Annotated in this window: 19 protein-coding genes; 9 read left to right on the top strand and 10 right to left on the bottom strand. The window is 34.6% G+C overall.

The features are described from left to right. The first annotated feature begins 243 nt into the window (after positions 1-243). From G8Y85_RS07985 to G8Y85_RS07970, 4 genes are all read left to right on the top strand, one after another. Complete coding sequence (locus G8Y85_RS07985; RefSeq protein WP_037567012.1) at positions 244-879, top strand: redox-sensing transcriptional repressor Rex; 636 nt, start codon at positions 244-246, stop codon at positions 877-879. A gap of 182 nt (positions 880-1,061) precedes the next feature. Beyond that, entirely contained in the window at positions 1,062-2,147 is a 1,086-nt protein-coding gene (locus G8Y85_RS07980; RefSeq protein ID WP_060551495.1) for a YeeE/YedE family protein, read from the top strand. Positions 2,148-2,169: 22 nt separating this feature from the next. Then, positions 2,170-2,397, top strand: a complete 228-nt coding sequence (locus tag G8Y85_RS07975) for a sulfurtransferase TusA family protein (protein ID WP_060551494.1) — start codon at positions 2,170-2,172, stop codon at positions 2,395-2,397. Positions 2,398-2,749: 352 nt separating this feature from the next. After that, a complete protein-coding gene (locus tag G8Y85_RS07970) occupies positions 2,750-4,240 on the top strand; it encodes a sucrose-6-phosphate hydrolase (RefSeq protein WP_165805659.1) in 1,491 nt (496 codons plus the stop codon). 67 nt (positions 4,241-4,307) lie between these two features. On the opposite strand, the gene agrA is transcribed toward G8Y85_RS07970, so the two are convergent. The 5 genes from agrA to G8Y85_RS07945 all read right to left on the bottom strand — a co-directional run bounded on the left by agrA (position 4,308) and on the right by G8Y85_RS07945 (position 8,510). Then, entirely contained in the window at positions 4,308-5,030 is a 723-nt protein-coding gene (gene agrA, locus G8Y85_RS07965) for a quorum-sensing response regulator AgrA (RefSeq protein WP_107401418.1), read from the bottom strand. Between the two features lie 13 nt (positions 5,031-5,043). Beyond that, complete coding sequence (agrC, locus tag G8Y85_RS07960) at positions 5,044-6,342, bottom strand: quorum-sensing sensor histidine kinase AgrC (RefSeq protein WP_165805658.1); 1,299 nt, start codon at positions 6,340-6,342, stop codon at positions 5,044-5,046. A 22-nt stretch (positions 6,343-6,364) separates the two neighbouring features. Further along, the gene (gene agrD / locus G8Y85_RS07955) at positions 6,365-6,499 is read right to left on the bottom strand and encodes a cyclic lactone autoinducer peptide AgrD (protein WP_107368992.1); all 135 of its coding nucleotides are present in this window, start codon (positions 6,497-6,499) and stop codon (positions 6,365-6,367) included. Between the two features lie 2 nt (positions 6,500-6,501). Further along, positions 6,502-7,065, bottom strand: coding sequence for an accessory gene regulator AgrB (locus G8Y85_RS07950; RefSeq protein WP_165805657.1), 564 nt, complete (start codon positions 7,063-7,065; stop codon positions 6,502-6,504). Between the two features lie 647 nt (positions 7,066-7,712). Further along, positions 7,713-8,510: a carbon-nitrogen family hydrolase gene (locus tag G8Y85_RS07945; RefSeq protein WP_165805656.1), complete on the bottom strand. Its 798-nt coding sequence runs from the start codon at positions 8,508-8,510 to the stop codon at positions 7,713-7,715. A gap of 170 nt (positions 8,511-8,680) precedes the next feature. On the opposite strand from G8Y85_RS07945, the gene G8Y85_RS12285 reads away from it, so the two are divergent. Continuing rightward, positions 8,681-9,772, top strand: coding sequence for an SdrH family protein (locus G8Y85_RS12285; protein WP_210433360.1), 1,092 nt, complete (start codon positions 8,681-8,683; stop codon positions 9,770-9,772). 81 nt (positions 9,773-9,853) lie between these two features. Here G8Y85_RS12285 and mroQ read toward each other — a convergent pair whose 3' ends face one another. Then, a complete protein-coding gene (gene mroQ / locus G8Y85_RS07935; RefSeq protein ID WP_103345958.1) occupies positions 9,854-10,606 on the bottom strand; it encodes an intramembrane glutamic endopeptidase MroQ in 753 nt (250 codons plus the stop codon). A gap of 170 nt (positions 10,607-10,776) precedes the next feature. On the opposite strand from mroQ, the gene groES reads away from it, so the two are divergent. Then, positions 10,777-11,064, top strand: coding sequence for a co-chaperone GroES (gene groES / locus G8Y85_RS07930; protein ID WP_037566995.1), 288 nt, complete (start codon positions 10,777-10,779; stop codon positions 11,062-11,064). A 67-nt stretch (positions 11,065-11,131) separates the two neighbouring features. Next, on the top strand, positions 11,132-12,751 hold the full coding sequence (gene groL / locus G8Y85_RS07925; RefSeq protein WP_037566994.1) for a chaperonin GroEL: 1,620 nt from the start codon (positions 11,132-11,134) through the stop codon (positions 12,749-12,751). 257 nt (positions 12,752-13,008) lie between these two features. Here groL and G8Y85_RS07920 read toward each other — a convergent pair whose 3' ends face one another. Continuing rightward, a complete protein-coding gene (locus G8Y85_RS07920; protein ID WP_103345956.1) occupies positions 13,009-13,515 on the bottom strand; it encodes a YagU family protein in 507 nt (168 codons plus the stop codon). A 432-nt stretch (positions 13,516-13,947) separates the two neighbouring features. Here G8Y85_RS07920 and G8Y85_RS07915 point away from each other — a divergent pair, with 432 nt between their 5' ends. Next, positions 13,948-14,391: an ASCH domain-containing protein gene (locus G8Y85_RS07915; RefSeq protein ID WP_245203098.1), complete on the top strand. Its 444-nt coding sequence runs from the start codon at positions 13,948-13,950 to the stop codon at positions 14,389-14,391. 115 nt (positions 14,392-14,506) lie between these two features. Here the strand turns inward: G8Y85_RS07915 and G8Y85_RS07910 are convergent, their stop codons facing one another. The 3 genes from G8Y85_RS07910 to G8Y85_RS07900 all read right to left on the bottom strand — a co-directional run bounded on the left by G8Y85_RS07910 (position 14,507) and on the right by G8Y85_RS07900 (position 17,234). Further along, positions 14,507-15,031, bottom strand: coding sequence for a methylated-DNA--[protein]-cysteine S-methyltransferase (locus G8Y85_RS07910; RefSeq protein ID WP_165805655.1), 525 nt, complete (start codon positions 15,029-15,031; stop codon positions 14,507-14,509). A 14-nt stretch (positions 15,032-15,045) separates the two neighbouring features. Then, positions 15,046-15,861, bottom strand: coding sequence for an SPL family radical SAM protein (locus G8Y85_RS07905; RefSeq protein ID WP_107368987.1), 816 nt, complete (start codon positions 15,859-15,861; stop codon positions 15,046-15,048). An 83-nt stretch (positions 15,862-15,944) separates the two neighbouring features. After that, positions 15,945-17,234, bottom strand: coding sequence for an aminotransferase class I/II-fold pyridoxal phosphate-dependent enzyme (locus G8Y85_RS07900; RefSeq protein ID WP_165805663.1), 1,290 nt, complete (start codon positions 17,232-17,234; stop codon positions 15,945-15,947). 162 nt (positions 17,235-17,396) lie between these two features. Between G8Y85_RS07900 and G8Y85_RS07895 the strand changes: the two genes are divergently transcribed. Beyond that, positions 17,397-17,570: an SE1626 family protein gene (locus G8Y85_RS07895; RefSeq protein WP_234022042.1), complete on the top strand. Its 174-nt coding sequence runs from the start codon at positions 17,397-17,399 to the stop codon at positions 17,568-17,570. The last annotated feature ends 149 nt before the right edge of the window (positions 17,571-17,719 follow it).

Genomic DNA, 17,719 nt, shown 5'->3' with positions numbered 1-17,719 from the left:
AACAAAGTAGAAGGGGTTCAAATAGATTATGTTCCTTTAAAAGCGGTTTTAAGTTATAATGAAAATGAATAAAAGTAGGTGAAATTTTTAACAAAACAATATTAAGTCATAATGTATTTGCAGTTATTGATACAAAATAAAGTAGATAAATCTTTTTATTATAAAATATTTTTAAAGTTGTTATAGCTCATATAACTTTGAGTGTGCGACCTGAAATGGTATGCAAAAGATGGAGGAACGAAAATGACTAAAGAATTAAATAAAATTCCACGTGCGACGCTGAAACGTTTACCGTTATATTATCGTTTTGTAAATAGTCTCAAATCTAAAGGGGCTTCACGTGTCAACTCTAAAGAAATTAGTGAGGGTCTTGGTATAGACTCCGCCACGATTAGACGTGATTTTTCATACTTTGGTGAACTTGGAAAAAAAGGCTATGGTTACAATATCGACAGTTTATTAGAATTTTTTAAATCAGAGCTAAGTGATGCTGATTTAATTAAAATAGGTGTTGTTGGTGTTGGTCATTTAGGTAAAGCTTTAATTTCTTTCAACTTCCCGATACATGATGATATGTTTATTACTGAAGCATTTGATATAGATCCTGAAATCGTGGGTACTAAAATTGGGGATGTCACAGTGAAATCTATGGATGAAATGAAAAAAGTCATTCAAGATCAAGCCTTAGAAGTAATTATTATTGCGACACCTATCAAAGTTGCACAAAGTGTTACTGATAAAGTTGTAGACGCAGGTGTGAAAGGTATTTTAAATTTTACTCCATCACCTGTTCAAGTACCTAATGATGTGCAAGTGCATCAAATCGATTTAGGTGTCGAACTACAATCCTTGTTATTTTTTATGAAAAATTATGGGTAAATGTAAATAAGCACCATCACATCATGGTGCCGATTGCATTTCAACAGCAATGATCTATGAATATGAAATTGGAGATCGAAGCGTCTGTCGCTTTTATCTTTTTTATTTTAATTCAACCCCTTGATAAAAAATGTGTATTTGCTATAATTCTTATCATAATAATCGGGATAGGAGAGGTATGTATGATTTGGACTATAGTAAGTGGTCTTATAGTAGGGGTACTACTTGGATTTGTAATGCAACGTACACGTTTTTGCCTTACTGGAGGGTTTAGAGATATGTACGTTCAGAAAAATAATAAGATGTTTTATGCATTGCTCATTGCCATAGCGATTCAAGCAATTGGCATATATATTCTCAACGTAATGGGTGTTATCACAATAGCAAATGAAACGTTTCCAATTATAGGCACAGTAATCGGCTCTTTTATATTTGGTGTCGGTATTATTTTAGCGGGTGGATGTGCTACAGGGACATATTACCGTGCAGGTGAAGGATTAATAGGTAGTTGGATTGCACTTGTGATGTATGGTTTATTTGCAGCTATTACAAAAAATGGTCTTTTAGCACCACTCATGAATGCGCTCAATAGTAAAACGGTTGCTAATGCAGATATGGCTCAATCTACAGGTATTCCAAACTGGATTTTCTTAATCATATTAGTCACTGTTACGTTGTTTTTCGTGATTAAAACATTAAGAAAACCAAAACCCAAAATTGCAGTGCCACAGCTAAAACAAAAATATTCAGGATTGCGTCATATTTTATTTGAAAAACGGTTCCATCCTTTTATTGCTGCTATTGCAGTTGGTCTAATTGCACTTATTGCATGGCCAATGTCAGAATCAACAGGTCGTCAAGGTGGGTTAGGCATCACAACGCCATCTTCCAATATAGTGATGTTTTTAACTACAGGTGATATTTCAGTAGTTGACTGGGGTGTATTTTTAGTTATTGGCATCTTTTTTGGCTCTTATATTGCAGCTAGAGGTTCAAAAGAATTTGCGTGGCGTTTACCCGATAAAAAAACGATACGTAATAGCGCTATAGGCGGAATGTGCATGGGCTTTGGTGCAGCAGTAGCAGGTGGCTGTTCTATTGGTAATGGATTAGTAGCAACTGCAGCTCTATCATGGCAAGGTTGGATTGGACTGGCATTTATGATTTTTGGAACTTGGTTCATGAGTTATTTTATGTTTGTGCGCCCTATGAAAGTGGCACAACAACGTCAATCTATCCAATCGAAAACAGTCAGTGTATCACAATAGATAAATTGTAGGAGGAATTAAAATGGTACATGAATTAGGAACAGTAGGAATGGTATGTCCATTTCCATTGATTGAAGCGCAAAAGAAAATGCAAGAATTACCGTTGGGGGATGAATTGAAAATCGATTTTGATTGTACACAGGCAACAGAAGCAATTCCTAATTGGGCTGCTGAAAACGGTTATCCTGTGACAAATTATGAGCAAGTAGGAGATGCTTCTTGGACGATTACGGTTCAAAAAGCCAAGTGATTTTGAGACACCGATTAAATCCTATATGAGATGGGATTTAATCGGTTTTTTCATAAAAATTGATAAAGTTTCAAGGCCGATGTGTGATAAAATAACAAAGAGATAATAAATTCACAAACTGACTTAACCGTAATTGGTTTAGTTTTCAAAAGTGAAATCGTGCCTCAGTATGATATATAAAGAAACTAGTTTTTGATAGTTTAGTCTAAGAAAGTTGAGATAAAATTAGGAAATATACATAAAAAGTACTTTGGTGAGAAACGCTACGTATCACTCATCATAGAAGCGGTTTTAATATGGAATTAAAATTTAAACATTTTACCGCAAATTTTAAAGGAGGAAAAGAATTCCAATGGAACAATGGAGCCGGGAAAAACGTTACCAAAAGCTAGAGGATGTGGATGCTAAAGTAATCAATGATCTTAGAGAACGCGTTCAAGCCTCTCCGTATCGACAAGTATTTCATATTCAACCTGAAACAGGATTACTTAATGATCCCAATGGATTAATCTATTATCAGGGGCAATACTATTTATCACATCAATGGTTTCCATTAGGCGCTGTTCATGGTTTAAAATATTGGTTTCATTATACCGGCAAGAATTTAGTGAATTTAAAACCATGTGGTCCAATATTAAAACCTGATACGACGTTTGATAGTCACGGTGTATATAGTGGTAGTGCTTTCCAATTTCAAAATCAACTATATTATATGTATACAGCGAATCACCGTACGGCTTCATGGGAAAGACGCAGTTGTCAAATGCTTGCCAAAGTGAATAGTCACGGAGATGTCATTAAATTCGATACGCCGATTATTAGTGGGCCACCTAAAGGATATACACACCATTTCAGAGATCCCAAAGTGTTTCAAAGAGAAGGGTATCTTTATGCATTAATAGGTGCGCAAAGAGAAAATCTTACAGGTACGGTTTTAATGTATCGAACATCACATCCAGAGAAGCCATGGACATTTTTAGGTGAAATCGACACACAATTAAAATCATTTGGCTACATGTGGGAATGCCCGGATTATTTCCAACTTAATGGTAAAGATATTTTGTTATTTTGCCCGCAAGGTATAGATTCAGAAGATAACGCTTATCAAAATGTTTATCAAAGTGGTTATTTAGTAGGCCATCTGAACTTTGAAACTTTAACATTCGAACATGCGTCATTCGTTGAATTAGATGATGGATTTGATTTTTATGCACCACAAACATTTTTAGATGAAGCAAAGCGACGTGTTTTAATCGGATGGATGGGACTACCAGATACAGAGTACCCAACGGATGATGAGGGATGGGCGCATTGCTTAACAGTGCCTAGAATTTTAACGTTGGAGTCGGGGGAACTAAAACAGAAACCGCATATGGATTTACGAAAGTTACGCCAAAATAAAGAAACTGCGTTAGGGTACGCGAATAAATTTATTAAACAATTACACCCATATGAAGGTGAGCAATATGAACTCATTATAGATATTCTTGAAAATGAGGCATCTGCCATTGAATTTCACTTAAGAGCTTCAAAACATGAAGCTACGGTAATTCGTTATGAGTCGAAAACGCAACAAGTGATTTTAGATCGATTTGATAGTGGGAAATTACCGCATCCTGTAGAGGGAACAGCACGAGTAGCACAACTAAAATCAGAGCTTTCTCAACTTAGAATATTTGTGGATACTTCAAGTATTGAAATATTCTGTAATGAGGGTGAGAAAGTGTTATCTTCACGTATTTTTCCATCTAAAGATGCCAATAAAATAAAAGTTGTCACAGACTCTGGTCAAGTATACTTAAAATTGACTAAATATGACATAAAAAAACAAATTGAAGACTAAATTAAAATGCCTGAATCGGTTACCGTGCGATAACTGATTCAGGCATTTGACTATTGATAAAACAACGTTATTTTTTGATTTTTTTTATATTTCTTACAGACACATAGCAAAATTCCTCATTTTTAAAATAAACAATGCGCTCTTTAGCGTCAACATGCGTAATGTTATGTCGATTTAACACAAAACTATTATGACATCTAAAAAAACGACTATCAATTTGTGTGAGCTCTCTTAAATTACCATAAAATTCAATTTGACGATTATCTAAATGTGCAATCAAACGATGTGACTTAGGTGAAGATTCAAAAAACATAATATCATCATAGTTAACATAGACAGAATTACTGCCTTGTTTTAATTCCATTGTTTCTACTGTGTTATCCTTTGTTAATAAATCTAACCGCTTAAGTGCTGTTTCGAGACAATCAATAATTCTCGTACGTAACTCATCAATGTCATCTTTAAAAATAAAATCCATTGCTGCAAGTTTATACACGAAAGTTAAATAGGTTAATTCACTATGACTGGTTACAAAAATAATATTACCTACAGGATCATGTTTTCGAATTTCGCTACCAAGCTTAATACCATTAATATCTGATTCCAATTGGATGTCTAAAAAATAACAACCAATATCAGTCATATTTTTGGATGCCTCAAGTAACGCATAGGGGTCACTAGTAGAAATTTCAATTTCCATAGGCTTTTCTTCAATCATAATGTAATTCTGAATGATGGATTCCATTCGTTCTCTTTGTTTAGGGTCATCCTCACAAATTAAAATTTTCAAACGGGTCACATCCTTACGCATCGTTATTCATGATTTCTAATTTTTGAATGAAATAATGATTTTCAATTGTTGTTTCTAAAAAGACATTATCCTTACTATCTGTAATTTCTTTTAAGGTGGATAACCCTAAACCTCTGTTTTTACCTTTCGTTGAGAAGCCTTCTTGATACAACGTATGTAATTTCGGAAGATTGTCAGGTGCTTTATTCATAATAATAATTAACACGGATTGTTCAGTTTTAATAAATGCGATTTGGATCATAGGAGTTTCAAGATTCATAGAAGCTTCTATCGCATTATCCATAATGATGCCTAGAATACGACTTAAATCAATCATTTCCATGTTGATTTCATTAATTTCATCAGCGACTTCAACACTTATTTCAATTTGACGTTCTTGAGCTTGCAAAATTTTTGTAGTGATAACACCTTTTATCTCTTTGACTTTTAAATTTTCCACACCATTTAATTTCAACGTATTTGCTTCAAAATGATCTTTAAGAGGACTAATGTGTTTATTATAATATGCTTTAAGGCCCTCCAAATCATCCTCACGCAAATACTCTGACATCGTGGATAAAATATTAATATAATCATGTCTAAACTTTCGCATGCGATTGTTTACTTGTTCAACGCGCAGCGTATAATTATAATAATCTTCAATCTCTTGTTGACTTCTACGATAATTAATTTCTCGAGAAGTTGTAATAGTTACCAATAAAAGTATTGCGATAAAAATAGCTACAAATGTAAAGTAAAAGATACCTAAAATTTTAAATTCAGCTACTGAAGAAACATAATCTGGCAAGAAGAAAAACATTGTTAAAAAGAATACTAAAAGACAGATCATTAATGTAACAAGATAAATTTTATTTACATATAACCATGTATACTTTAATTTGCTCATGAGTAATCTAACAACTAAAGCAATAATAACTACCAATAAAGAAAATACAAATATGTATATTATAAATATAACCATATGGTGAATAGTTAGTCCATTGATATAGTAGTAAAACCAGGTGGCTATGAAATCACACACAACTAGAATTAATACACTAGATAAAACTGCTATTAGACCAATAATTTTCTTTTTGTAATAAAAGAAAATTAAATAGCCAATCACTAATGCAAGCAAACTTTGTCTATCAAAAAGTATGAATAGAACTGTAGAAGGGATTACAACCCCAAAATAAAGAGAGATGTAATCCCATTTTTTGTAATGGATTTTTTCAATTATTATAATGTTTACAACTAGAAAGAACAAAAAAGATTGATAGTTAGTAATTACAATAACGTTTAATATTTCCAACTTTTATACACACTCTCTACAATTATTCAGCTTCACTTAATTCATGAGGGACTTCAGGTTCATTAAAGAAACCTGTACAAGGATTGATTCTGGCAAAGTTACCTAGAGACTTGAATAAAACAGTTAATAAGTTTAATAAAGAATCAAAAAATGCCATGATTATTCCTCCTTAGGGAAAAATGTTGGTAATAATGTTGAAGCTTGTAAAAATGCACCATATGCAATTAAAAAATTGAATGGTTGTGGAACGAATAAAACCATCACTACATAAATTGAAATTACTAGTAATGATTTAATCTTCAATGATTTCTTACGTTCTAATTTGATTGGTTGTTTGCGTGTTGCTGCAGGAGCATACTTTAATACAATCAACCATCCTAGTATAGTTAAGAATAACATAAACCAGAATGGTATGTCATATTTAACTATTAACCACGGTAAAAATATAAAGAAAATAATATTTTGAACATGACATAATAATGATGTTTTCGCATGGGCTCCGTGTGAGAAGCGTCTTAAAATGAAATACGCTAAGTGAACAGTGAGTGTGTATAAAAAGATATTAAGAAGGATAGCCAGACCGTAAGTTACGATGCCTTTGAAGAGATTAATGATGAACACTTGGATGCCTAGGCGCACTTTGAGATATTCAATGTGATCTAGGTTTTGTTTTTTCTGAAGCTTTAATGCTAGATTGTCAATTGCTGTATCAACGATTCTCATGGCTTTCCCCCTTACTCAATATTATAAAGTACAACTAAATCATTATTCTGTTTTTTGCCTAACTGTCGTTTTATTGTTCCTAACTGTAATTTTAATGTAGAATTCATCAAAAATTAATACAGAAACGGTACATTTAAGCATATAAATGGACAATCTGGGCACTACTTCACACAAGAGGCGATACACATGTTTTAATATAACCATAATCACATTAAGTGGTTCGGTATTACGCCCTTGTGATACCTAAGTGTTTATAAATGCACAGCGTGTTGTATTCTTCGCTCAGCTTACTTCACAAGTGCAACTCTTAAGTCTTGGAATACTTATTAATGAGGAGGTGCTTTACTATGGCAGGAGATATCATTAACACAATTATCGCATTCATTAAGTTAATTGCTGAAACTGTACAAAAATTCACTAAGAAGTAATCATTCTCCCAAATGCTAAAAATCTTTTTCCATTAGTAATTGAAGCTTAAAAGTCAGGTTTCTATATTGAGACTATTGTAAACATTTAATAATCGGTAAATTCACTAAATTTTTTCATAATTAATAACATCCCCAATTAATTAAATAGAATAACTGTAAACAAATAAACATTCCCTTAATATTAAATTGAAAGGCGAGCCCCTCCCAAGCTCGCCTTTTTTATTTGTGAAAATATTGATATATATCTGGACGTAAGTTATCGAAAACTGGAATGTTTTTTCGTTGTTGTTCAACTTCTTTTAAATCAAGCTCTACTGTTAGTACAGTTTCTTCATGTTCCGCTTCTTCTAAAATATCTCCATTTGGATTAATGACCATTGAATGTCCGGCAAACGTTGTTTCTCCATCAGAACCGCACGTATTTGCGGCAACTACAAACATATCATTTTCAATTGCTCTTGCTTGTAAAAGTTTTGTCCAATGTGATTGACGTACTTCTGGCCATTGCGCGACATAAAACATTATTTGTGCGCCATTAGCTGCAGGATAACGTGTTAATTCAGGGAAGCGCAAATCATAACAAATGATTTGAGAAACAGGCGTATTGTTACTTAATGTAAAAGTATAAGGTACATGTTCACCTGCATCTAAAAATTGTGGTTCATTTAACATAGGTACTAAATGAATTTTATGATATTCATAAATCTTGTGACCTTCACAGTTTATGGCAAATGCGGTGTTATAAATGTTTTCTTTAACACGATTTGATACAGAACCTGCAATAATATCTACATTATATTGATGTGCTAAAGACTGTATAAATTTTAGAGATTGATCTAGGTTTTCATCACTACATTGATTTAACGAGGATAAAGCATATCCGTTATTCCACATTTCAGGTAATACTACCACATCCGTATCAGTACTTACATTTTCGGAAAATAATTGGGTGATTTTTTTGGCATTTTCATTTGGTGATTGTGGTTTGACGTTAAATTGTAAAATTTGAACTTTCATATGAAATCCCCCCATGTCCATAGTTGCTATTATTGTACTAAAATAACAGTGGTGTATCAAAATATGATTGATGACAGAGCGGGGAAGTGAGACATAAGGTTTATAGGGTGGTATTTAAGGTAACAATTGTTTATACTAGGTTTGACATAAACGTTAAGGAGGTGTTTGGGTTGAATAAATTAAAAACGAGGCGCGTGATAAGTGGAACATGTATCACATTATTGACACTTGGAACGTTATATTGTGTGCCCAATACTTTGACGGATACAACGATTGCTATAACCTCACCGCAAACGAATGAGACAAATTCGACTACCGAACAACCATCAACAGAAGAACCGTCGACCGAACAGCCATCGACAGAAGAACCATCAACTGAACAGCCATCAACAGAGGAACCGTCGACCGAACAGCCATCGACAGAAGAACCATCAACTGAACAGCCATCAACAGAGGAACCAACGACAGAACAGCCATCAACAGAAGAACCGTCAACAGAACAGCCATCAACAGAAGAACCGTCAACAGAAGAACCATCGACGGAGGAACCAACGACAGAACAGCCATCAACAGAAGAACCGTCAACAGAAGAACCATCGACGGAGGAACCATCAACTGAACAGCCATCAACAGAAGAACCATCGACCGAAGAACCTTCGACTGAACAACCGGCCCCGCCACCTAAACCAGATGGACCTACACAAGGGAATTCAGATGAATCTCATCCAGGGGGTGACCGTGGGCAGCCATCTAAACCAGGTAATAACACTCAATCTGTGCCAACCCCACCAGGTTCAAACCGTCCAGAAGGTAATGAGGTTGCCACAGGTGGAGGAAATAGGTCTAACTTTAATCGAGACAATAATATGCTGAATCCCTATCAAAATCAGTTGTTGTCACAATATCAAAATGAGACGAAACGCAATGCGTTTTCTGTTGCAAATTTTAATCCTTTATCTTCAGACCAATATTATCAACTTTTAGACCGTAATATGTTGGCGCTGATCTCAGGGGAATTCGGATCGAATGATAATCGTAAAAGGTTATTTAGTAAATCATTTTTAAATCATCAAAATGAAGATAAAGTTCGTGAAATTAATCAAAATGGTGAAAATCTAGAAGCGCAACAACAAGGCAAACAAAATATAGGAAACCATGGAAATTTAAGTTTAATTAAATATATGGGTGTAGGTTTGGCAAGTATCATTTTTATTGTGGCTTTTAGTATCGTGATATGGAAAAGAATTAGAAAAATGAATTAAAAACGACTTCCCTAGGATGAGGGGAGTCGTTTATTTTTAAAGTAATTTGATATATTCGTGCGAGTATTATTACGAAACCGCTTATAGTAGCGAAATCATATGATATATGAATTGTGTTTGTTTCAAAGATTCTTCAACCAGTTTTTCAGGTAAAGAAAATTGTATTAAAGCAACAATACCGTTTTGAGCCATATGAATTCCTATCGCTACACTTAAGCGTTTCGTATAACAGTAAAAGCCTGAAAAGATGATTCCCATCACAAAATAGGGTAAGAAATGTGAAAAGTCCATATGTGCCACTGCGAAGATGGCAGAACTGATTACACTAGCAATGATAAAACGAATGGCTTTTGATCCTTTTAGAAGTTGGTACAATTCTCCAAATAATACCCTTCTAAATACAAACTCTTCTAACAATGGACCAATTATCGTAATTAATAAAAAGAATACAGGCATTTGTCGAGCGATTTTCATTAAACGCAACGTATTTTCGCTCGCTTGCTGATGTCCTAGTACAAATACAGTGATGACATTAACGATAATTTGAGTTATGAAAACAATGCCAAGTCCAGCGATAATCCAAGGGATTACATAACGCTTAGGCTCTCTTTTACCTAATTCGAGTTGTAATGGGTTTTTAACATACCAATGCATTACGATAATCACTATAGCGACAATAATAAAACCTATTAATTGAATATGTATAAGTTGTTTCATTTGATCTAACTGATGTGCAGTTGATGGTAACAGATGTAATTTATTTAATATCGCTGGAGCGAATTGAGCAATCACATAGAACACAACAGTTAATATTGAAACAAGAATTCGATTCATAATTTACCTCCTTTCCAAGTATTCTTATCATATCCTATCACACCTTGCGATACAATTAACCTAATCGTAATACTTGAAGTTTTGACTAACTTTGATTATTATAAATGATAGATTAGCACTTAGAAGTAGTGAGTGCTAAATAATGCATCAACCTAAGGAGGCAACAACACATGTTAAAACCAATTGGAAACCGCGTTGTTATTGAAAAGAAAGAAAGAGAACAAACAACTAAAAGCGGTATTGTATTAACAGATTCTGCAAAAGAGAAATCTAATGAGGGCGAAGTAGTCGCTGTAGGTACTGGACGCATACTTGATAATGGTCAACGCGTTGAATTAGAAGTGCGTGTTGGCGATCGTGTTGTGTTCCAACAATATGCTGGTACAGAAGTGAAGCGAGGCGAAACCACTTATCTTATCTTAACTGAAGAAGATATTTTAGCAATTATTGAAGAATAATATAGATCACTCATGAATCGATAACTATTCATTTAAAATATGAAATCAACGATGGAGGTTTGACAGAATGGCAAAAGAATTAAAGTTTTCAGAAGATGCACGTCAAGCAATGCTACGTGGTGTAGATAAACTAGCAAATGCAGTTAAAGTAACAATTGGACCTAAAGGTCGTAATGTTGTTTTAGATAAAGAATTTACAGCACCATTAATTACTAACGATGGTGTTACAATTGCAAAAGAAATTGAACTTGAAGATCCATATGAAAATATGGGGGCAAAACTTGTTCAAGAAGTTGCTAACAAAACGAATGAAATTGCCGGTGATGGTACAACAACTGCAACGGTTCTCGCGCAAGCAATGATACAAGAAGGTTTGAAAAACGTGACAAGTGGTGCAAATCCTGTAGGTATTCGTCAAGGTATTGATAAAGCTGTGGCGGTTGCTATAGAAGCTTTACACAATATTTCTCAAAAAGTGGAAAATAAAGAAGAAATTGCTCAAGTTGGTTCTATTTCAGCTGCAGATGAAGAAGTGGGACGTTACATTTCTGAAGCAATGGAAAAAGTGGGTAATGACGGTGTTATTTCCATTGAAGAATCAAGTGGATTTAATACAGAATTAGATGTTGTTGAAGGGATGCAATTTGACCGTGGTTATCAATCACCATATATGGTAACTGATTCAGATAAAATGACTGCGGAATTAGAGAAACCTTATATATTAATTACTGATAAGAAAATCTCTTCTTTCCAAGACATCCTTCCATTATTAGAACAAATTGTTCAATCCAATCGCCCGATTCTTATCGTTGCTGACGAAGTTGAAGGGGACGCTTTAACAAACTTAGTATTAAACCGTATGCGTGGCACATTCACAGCAGTTGCCGTAAAAGCACCTGGCTTTGGTGATCGTCGTAAAGCAATGTTAGAAGATTTAGCTATACTTACGGGTGCTCAAGTGATTACAGATGATTTAGGACTTGAACTTAAGGAAGCAACTATTGATATGTTAGGTACTGCAAGTAAAGTTGAAGTTACTAAAGATAACACAACTGTAGTTGATGGAGATGGTGACCCTACTAATATCGATGCGCGTGTAAACCAACTTAAGGCTCAAATCGAAGAAACTGACTCTGACTTCGACCGTGAAAAATTACAAGAGCGTCTTGCTAAATTAGCAGGTGGTGTTGCCGTTATTAAAGTCGGTGCAGCATCAGAAACTGAATTAAAAGAACGTAAATTACGTATTGAAGATGCTTTAAACTCAACGCGTGCTGCTGTTGAAGAAGGTATTGTTGCTGGTGGTGGTACAGCACTTATGAACGTATACCAACAAGTTAGCGACATTGATGCTGAAGGTGATGAAGCGACAGGTATTAATATTGTTCTAAAAGCACTTCAAGCGCCAGTACGTCAAATTGCGGAAAATGCAGGCCTTGAAGGTTCTGTTATTGTTGAACGCATGAAAAATGCTGACCCAGGGGTTGGCTTCAATGCGGCTACAAATGAATGGGTAAACATGTTAGAAGCGGGTATCGTTGACCCGACGAAAGTGACACGCTCAGCATTACAACATGCAGCAAGTGTTGCAGCGATGTTCTTAACAACTGAAGCTGTTGTGGCGAATATCCCTGAGGAAAAAGGCAATGATGCTCCTCAAATGGGTGGCATGCCTGGTATGATGTAAAATAGCTGTAGCTATTGTTTTGATAAGGTTTGGGTGCATTGAAAAGGCATCAAAAATCGCAAAACATAAACCGTTCAGTTCAGTTAAACTAAACGGTCAATAATTTCAAAGAGACGCTTTCCATAAGTTGACTAAACTTTTGGAGGGCGTCTTTTTAGTTTGATTAATGAATACAAACACAAGAGTGATTATCTAGTAAATTGAAAATTTTTAAGTGCATTTGTCTGTTATTCTCATATGATGGCGCATATGCATCATCACGATTTTAGTCTAGGGCTATATGCAAAATAACGTCTTACCATTTCAATGACCATCATCCACACAATATGTCCAAAGCACTCGGAAATATGTTCAGCAGCGGGTTGTTGAAGTGGACTAGGAACGACATGCATCACTGGCATGATGACTAGATGAAATGCTATCCAAATGAAAATACCAAATAATGCCCCATAACCTAGTGTGATTTTTGTATATTTAGTTGCTAGAAAAATATAAATAATTGCGATAACAATTGAAAAACTGTAATGTACAATAAAACTCACCCAGGGCAGCGCATGTTCAGAAAATTCATAAGTGAGGTGTGTGATATCAGAAGGTAATCCAAACAATTGAAGTAATTGTTGTGGCGGATTCGTAGCGTCTCTCGCCGGTGTTCTTGGTGGAAACATCACTTCCCATCCTAATTTAACAATTCCAGATAAAAGTCCACCAATGATACTTGCCCAAAGCAGAGTTGCCCAATTTTGATATGCTTTTGCTTTCATTTGAAACATCCTCTTTCATTTTTAAATTTGAATCAAAACAGTCTAAACTTAAAATCTTTTATACAAGTAAAGTATATACCTTAATATAATGAATGATTAAAAAAATAGTTACAGCTTTTTAACAAAATTAATAAAAATATTTGAACGTGAAGGATAAATGATAACAAATGAAATTGTTTAGTTATGATAAACATTCATATAGGGCGCTATTCTTTCACGTTTTTGAAAAGTCATCGTTTATGCTAATATGAAGATAATAGAAATAAGCTACGTATAGAACCTCATATCATTTCGGTATATTATTACAATCGTGAGGAGAAAGTTATGGAAATTATCTCTAAAATTATTGAATTTATCTTCGTTCAATTATCAAATTAGATAGGCATGTTCTCCACTTTTAAAAGAAAAAGACAGCAAAAGAAGGGATGAACAATGATGAATAGCAACATATTTTGGGAGAAGTTCGTTGAAAAATATCCAGAATATCAATCATATTCTTATACAGCATGGCAATTTGGAGTTGATGCGTCACATTTAGCAAATTTAGTGATTCAAGGTAAGAAAACAGCGACGACAAGCGCTTATACACTCTATGCCATTGATGCTGAACTTTTACCAAAAGTTGGAGACTTAAGTATCGTTTTGAGCGATACAAACGAACCGATGTGCATTATTAAAACAACGCGTGTTGAAAAAGTACCTTATTGTGAGGTGACTGCGCAACATGCATTTTTAGAAGGTGAAGGTGATCGCACATTAAATTATTGGAAAGACGCGCATGAGAAGTTTTTTAAAGAAGAGTTTCAGAAATATGGTTTAGTATTTAATGAACATGAGTTGATGGTTTGTGAAACTTTTGAATGCCTTTTTTATTAAAGTTAACCTCACAAACTTTCAACTTATTTACAGAAATTTTTAGCAGTTGATATCATGCGTTTACTAAACGTCTAATGATGATAATGTCAATTTTAAAAAAGACAAACCTTTCTCTTTAAAAGTTAGGTTTGTCTTTTGTCATCTGTTGTTCATGCTCGAGTAATTGTATCTTACGATGTAGACCACTATTAAATCCTCCGAGACTTCCATCTTTACGCAATACACGATGACAAGGGATTATAATAGAAATTGGATTTTGGCCTATTGCAGTAGCTACTGCACGCGTACTTTTTGGGCGTCCAATTTTTTGTGCAATATCACTGTAATTCACAGTTTGTCCCATATTTAGTTCTCGTAATGCTTGCCAAACACTTTGCTGAAAAGGGGTACCTGTATCCAACTGTAACGGGGTTGTAAAGGAGTGATATGCCCCATGTAGATAAGCTGTTAATTCATAAATCAATGAATCGATTAAAGCTGAAATTGAAACTCGGACAAGGCGTCCGCGCTGCGTTAATTTTTGAAGTGCTGTCTCGTAATCTTTGGCATCTTTGAAGCTTAATAGCACAATAGCTTCTTCAGTTGCCACCGCGCGCATTTCACCTAATGGTGTCATAAAATCTTTATAATAGTATTTCATCTTGATTCCTCACATTATTTGGGCTTAAATCCATCGACACTGATAGAAACATTTTGTTTTCCAAATGCTTGTATCATTAAATTTTGTACATATTGATAGGCATCACGTTGAAACCAGTCCATTTCGTCGATAGATGCATAGATATTTTCTATATTTAATGATTGGGTTCGTCGCCCGTTAGAACCATCTCCCATAAAATAATCATCTACCGTCACCTGATCTGTATAAGGTTTTAATAATTCAGCGAACTGATCCGTACACGGCAATACAGGTGCCACTGCCACTTGAACCGGAATATGTGCTTGCTTTAATTTTTTTAGCGTAGACAATCGTGCTTGAATACTTGGTGCGTGCGGCGTAAAGTGACGGATGATTTCTTCTCGATCGGTTTCTATCGTCATGCTTACGATAAAGTCGCCTTTATACGTTGATAAAAGATCAATATCGCGTTGGATTAAAGTACCTCTAGTTTGTATAAATAAAAAATCTGGTGGCGTTTCATGCATCACTTCTAACAATTGACGTGTGACTTTATACTTTTTTTCAATCTGTTGATAGGGATCAGTTGATGAAGACATAAATAGGGTTGTAGGTCCTTTTTGTTTTGCTCTTAACAATTCCTTCTTAAATTGATTAGACATGTCTTCTTTAACGGTAACCCATTCCCCCCATGTTTTACCTGAAAAGAGTGATATGGGTGATTTTCTTACATAACAATAATGACAGCCAAATTGACATCCCATGTATGGGTTTAATGTATGTGTATAATCTGATAAGAAACCGCTTGCTTTTGTAAGAAATTGTTTAGGTTGTCGAAATTCAATATCCATATCATCATCCCCCTTAATATGAAACGACGAAATCAAATCTATGTTGATCTCGTCGTTAATCATGTGTGTGCATCTATGATGATTTATGCTTGTAATTCTTCGATTGCTAATGCGATTTTACTAAATACATGTTCAATCTCGTCTTTTTCAATACAGCTAAATGCAATTCGTATATCTTGTTCGTTAAGCGAGATAATACCAATTGAATATTTTTCAAGTAAATATTGGCGTAACGTTTCAGCATCAACACCGAATACTTGAAGTGCCATGAAATAGCCGGAATTAAAGTCATAAGGTTGCCATAGTGATTGGTACTCGTCTCTATAAACGATGTCTTTTGTCACATTATAGCGTTCACGTAATGTTTCGATGTTGTTTTGTATTTGTGCATCAAATGTTTCATTATTTTCTAAAACATATTGTACTGCTGCTTGAGATGGCGTTGCACCACTTGAAATGTTACTACGAATTAATCCTTTTAATTTGGCTTCTAAAATCGATTTTGTTTCATCATCCGATAGACCAAATGTCATGAAACCAACGCGGAATCCCCATGCGAAAAACTCTTTTGTCGCGCCATCTAAACGTACGGGTAATACACGTTCATTTTGAAGTTGAGTTAATGCTGTGAAAATCGATTGTTCATATACTTCCTCGTAGAAAAGACCGTAATAGGCGTCGTCAACTACAGCAATGACATTAACACCACGCTGAGCAAGCTTATCTATTGCGTTAACAATACTTTGAACTTCAGATTGCGTAGGTGTGTAGCCAGTAGGGTTGTTCGGATAATTCAAAATCAAAATTACTTTCTCTTGATCAATTTGTTCTAATTTATTTACTAAACCTTCAGTTGTATAGTGTCCTTCGTTAGTAAAGATTGGGTATGTTTCAATATTTGCCTGATGGCGTATCCCGAAAACAAGCTTATAATTGCCCCAATTATGATTTGGTAATAAAAGGGTATCATTTTCATTAACGAACATATCACCAACTAAAGATAATCCGTGTGTCAGTGCATTCGTCACTACAGGTGTGCTTATTTGGTCTTCAGCAAGATCAGGATTTTCTTTCAACATTTTTTGTTTCCACAACAGTCGTAGTTGTTCTAAGCCTTGTGGCGGAGCATATGAAAAAACTTCATCCGTTGACATGTGATTAAACATATCATATAACGCACCTGCGTACATCTTTCCATCTTTTGTTGTGGCCATACCAATTGTCGCGTTATAGTCTGATGATTTTGCTTCAGCGGATTGTGTCAAAATACCTTTAGGGTAGTACATGCTTTTACCTAAATCAGATAGCATGTCTAATACGATAGGGTTTGAACGATTTAATGCGTCATTTAATGAGAGTGCTAGCGGGTTCATAAACGTCAACCTTTCCATAATTATAGATACTCTTACTATACCTTGAAATACATAAAAATTAAAGAGATGGAAAGCGTATTCAATGAATATCACAATCGAAATGGTCGGTAGGAAATTAAATATTAAATTTGATATACTAATACCAATTGAGGTGAAAGAATGATTAAACATTTAACTAAAATATTTTTACTGTTAGCGATTATTGTATTTTTAATAGGGGCATTCTTTCAATTCCAAGAAGAAGAAGCATCAGCAATAAAATTGTTTTTAGCCTCTATTTTGTTTATGATATGTGCTTTTATAAGCCGTAACAATGATAGGAAAAAGGGAAGATAACATACATCTGACATTTACGTACGCTGAGTCAATTTATTTGAAGAAGAGGGAAGATGCCTCTTCTTTTTAGCTTTTAAACCAAGTTATTTTTTGATGAGGTGGCTTAAGTTTAAAATGACCTAAAATTGATACATGAACAGTTGCGCTTC

The sequence above is a fragment of the Staphylococcus sp. 11007852 genome (assembly GCF_011394325.1).
Lineage (GTDB): Bacteria > Bacillota > Bacilli > Staphylococcales > Staphylococcaceae > Staphylococcus > Staphylococcus agnetis.
This window is presented reverse-complemented; position numbering and strand designations above follow the sequence as displayed.

Coding starts and splice junctions, on each gene's coding strand:
- groL (WP_037566994.1), top strand. CDS start 11,132: ATGGCAAAAGAATTAAAGTTTTCAGAAGATGCACGTCAAGCAATGCTA.
- G8Y85_RS07975 (WP_060551494.1), top strand. CDS start 2,170: ATGGTACATGAATTAGGAACAGTAGGAATGGTATGTCCATTTCCATTG.
- G8Y85_RS07915 (WP_245203098.1), top strand. CDS start 13,948: ATGATGAATAGCAACATATTTTGGGAGAAGTTCGTTGAAAAATATCCA.
- groES (WP_037566995.1), top strand. CDS start 10,777: ATGTTAAAACCAATTGGAAACCGCGTTGTTATTGAAAAGAAAGAAAGA.
- mroQ (WP_103345958.1), bottom strand. CDS start 10,606: ATGAATCGAATTCTTGTTTCAATATTAACTGTTGTGTTCTATGTGATT.
- agrD (WP_107368992.1), bottom strand. CDS start 6,499: ATGGCATTTTTTGATTCTTTATTAAACTTATTAACTGTTTTATTCAAG.
- G8Y85_RS07900 (WP_165805663.1), bottom strand. CDS start 17,234: ATGAACCCGCTAGCACTCTCATTAAATGACGCATTAAATCGTTCAAAC.
- G8Y85_RS07970 (WP_165805659.1), top strand. CDS start 2,750: ATGGAACAATGGAGCCGGGAAAAACGTTACCAAAAGCTAGAGGATGTG.
- G8Y85_RS07945 (WP_165805656.1), bottom strand. CDS start 8,510: ATGAAAGTTCAAATTTTACAATTTAACGTCAAACCACAATCACCAAAT.
- G8Y85_RS07985 (WP_037567012.1), top strand. CDS start 244: ATGACTAAAGAATTAAATAAAATTCCACGTGCGACGCTGAAACGTTTA.
- G8Y85_RS07980 (WP_060551495.1), top strand. CDS start 1,062: ATGATTTGGACTATAGTAAGTGGTCTTATAGTAGGGGTACTACTTGGA.
- G8Y85_RS07950 (WP_165805657.1), bottom strand. CDS start 7,065: ATGAGAATCGTTGATACAGCAATTGACAATCTAGCATTAAAGCTTCAG.
- G8Y85_RS07905 (WP_107368987.1), bottom strand. CDS start 15,861: ATGGATATTGAATTTCGACAACCTAAACAATTTCTTACAAAAGCAAGC.
- G8Y85_RS07920 (WP_103345956.1), bottom strand. CDS start 13,515: ATGAAAGCAAAAGCATATCAAAATTGGGCAACTCTGCTTTGGGCAAGT.
- G8Y85_RS07910 (WP_165805655.1), bottom strand. CDS start 15,031: ATGAAATACTATTATAAAGATTTTATGACACCATTAGGTGAAATGCGC.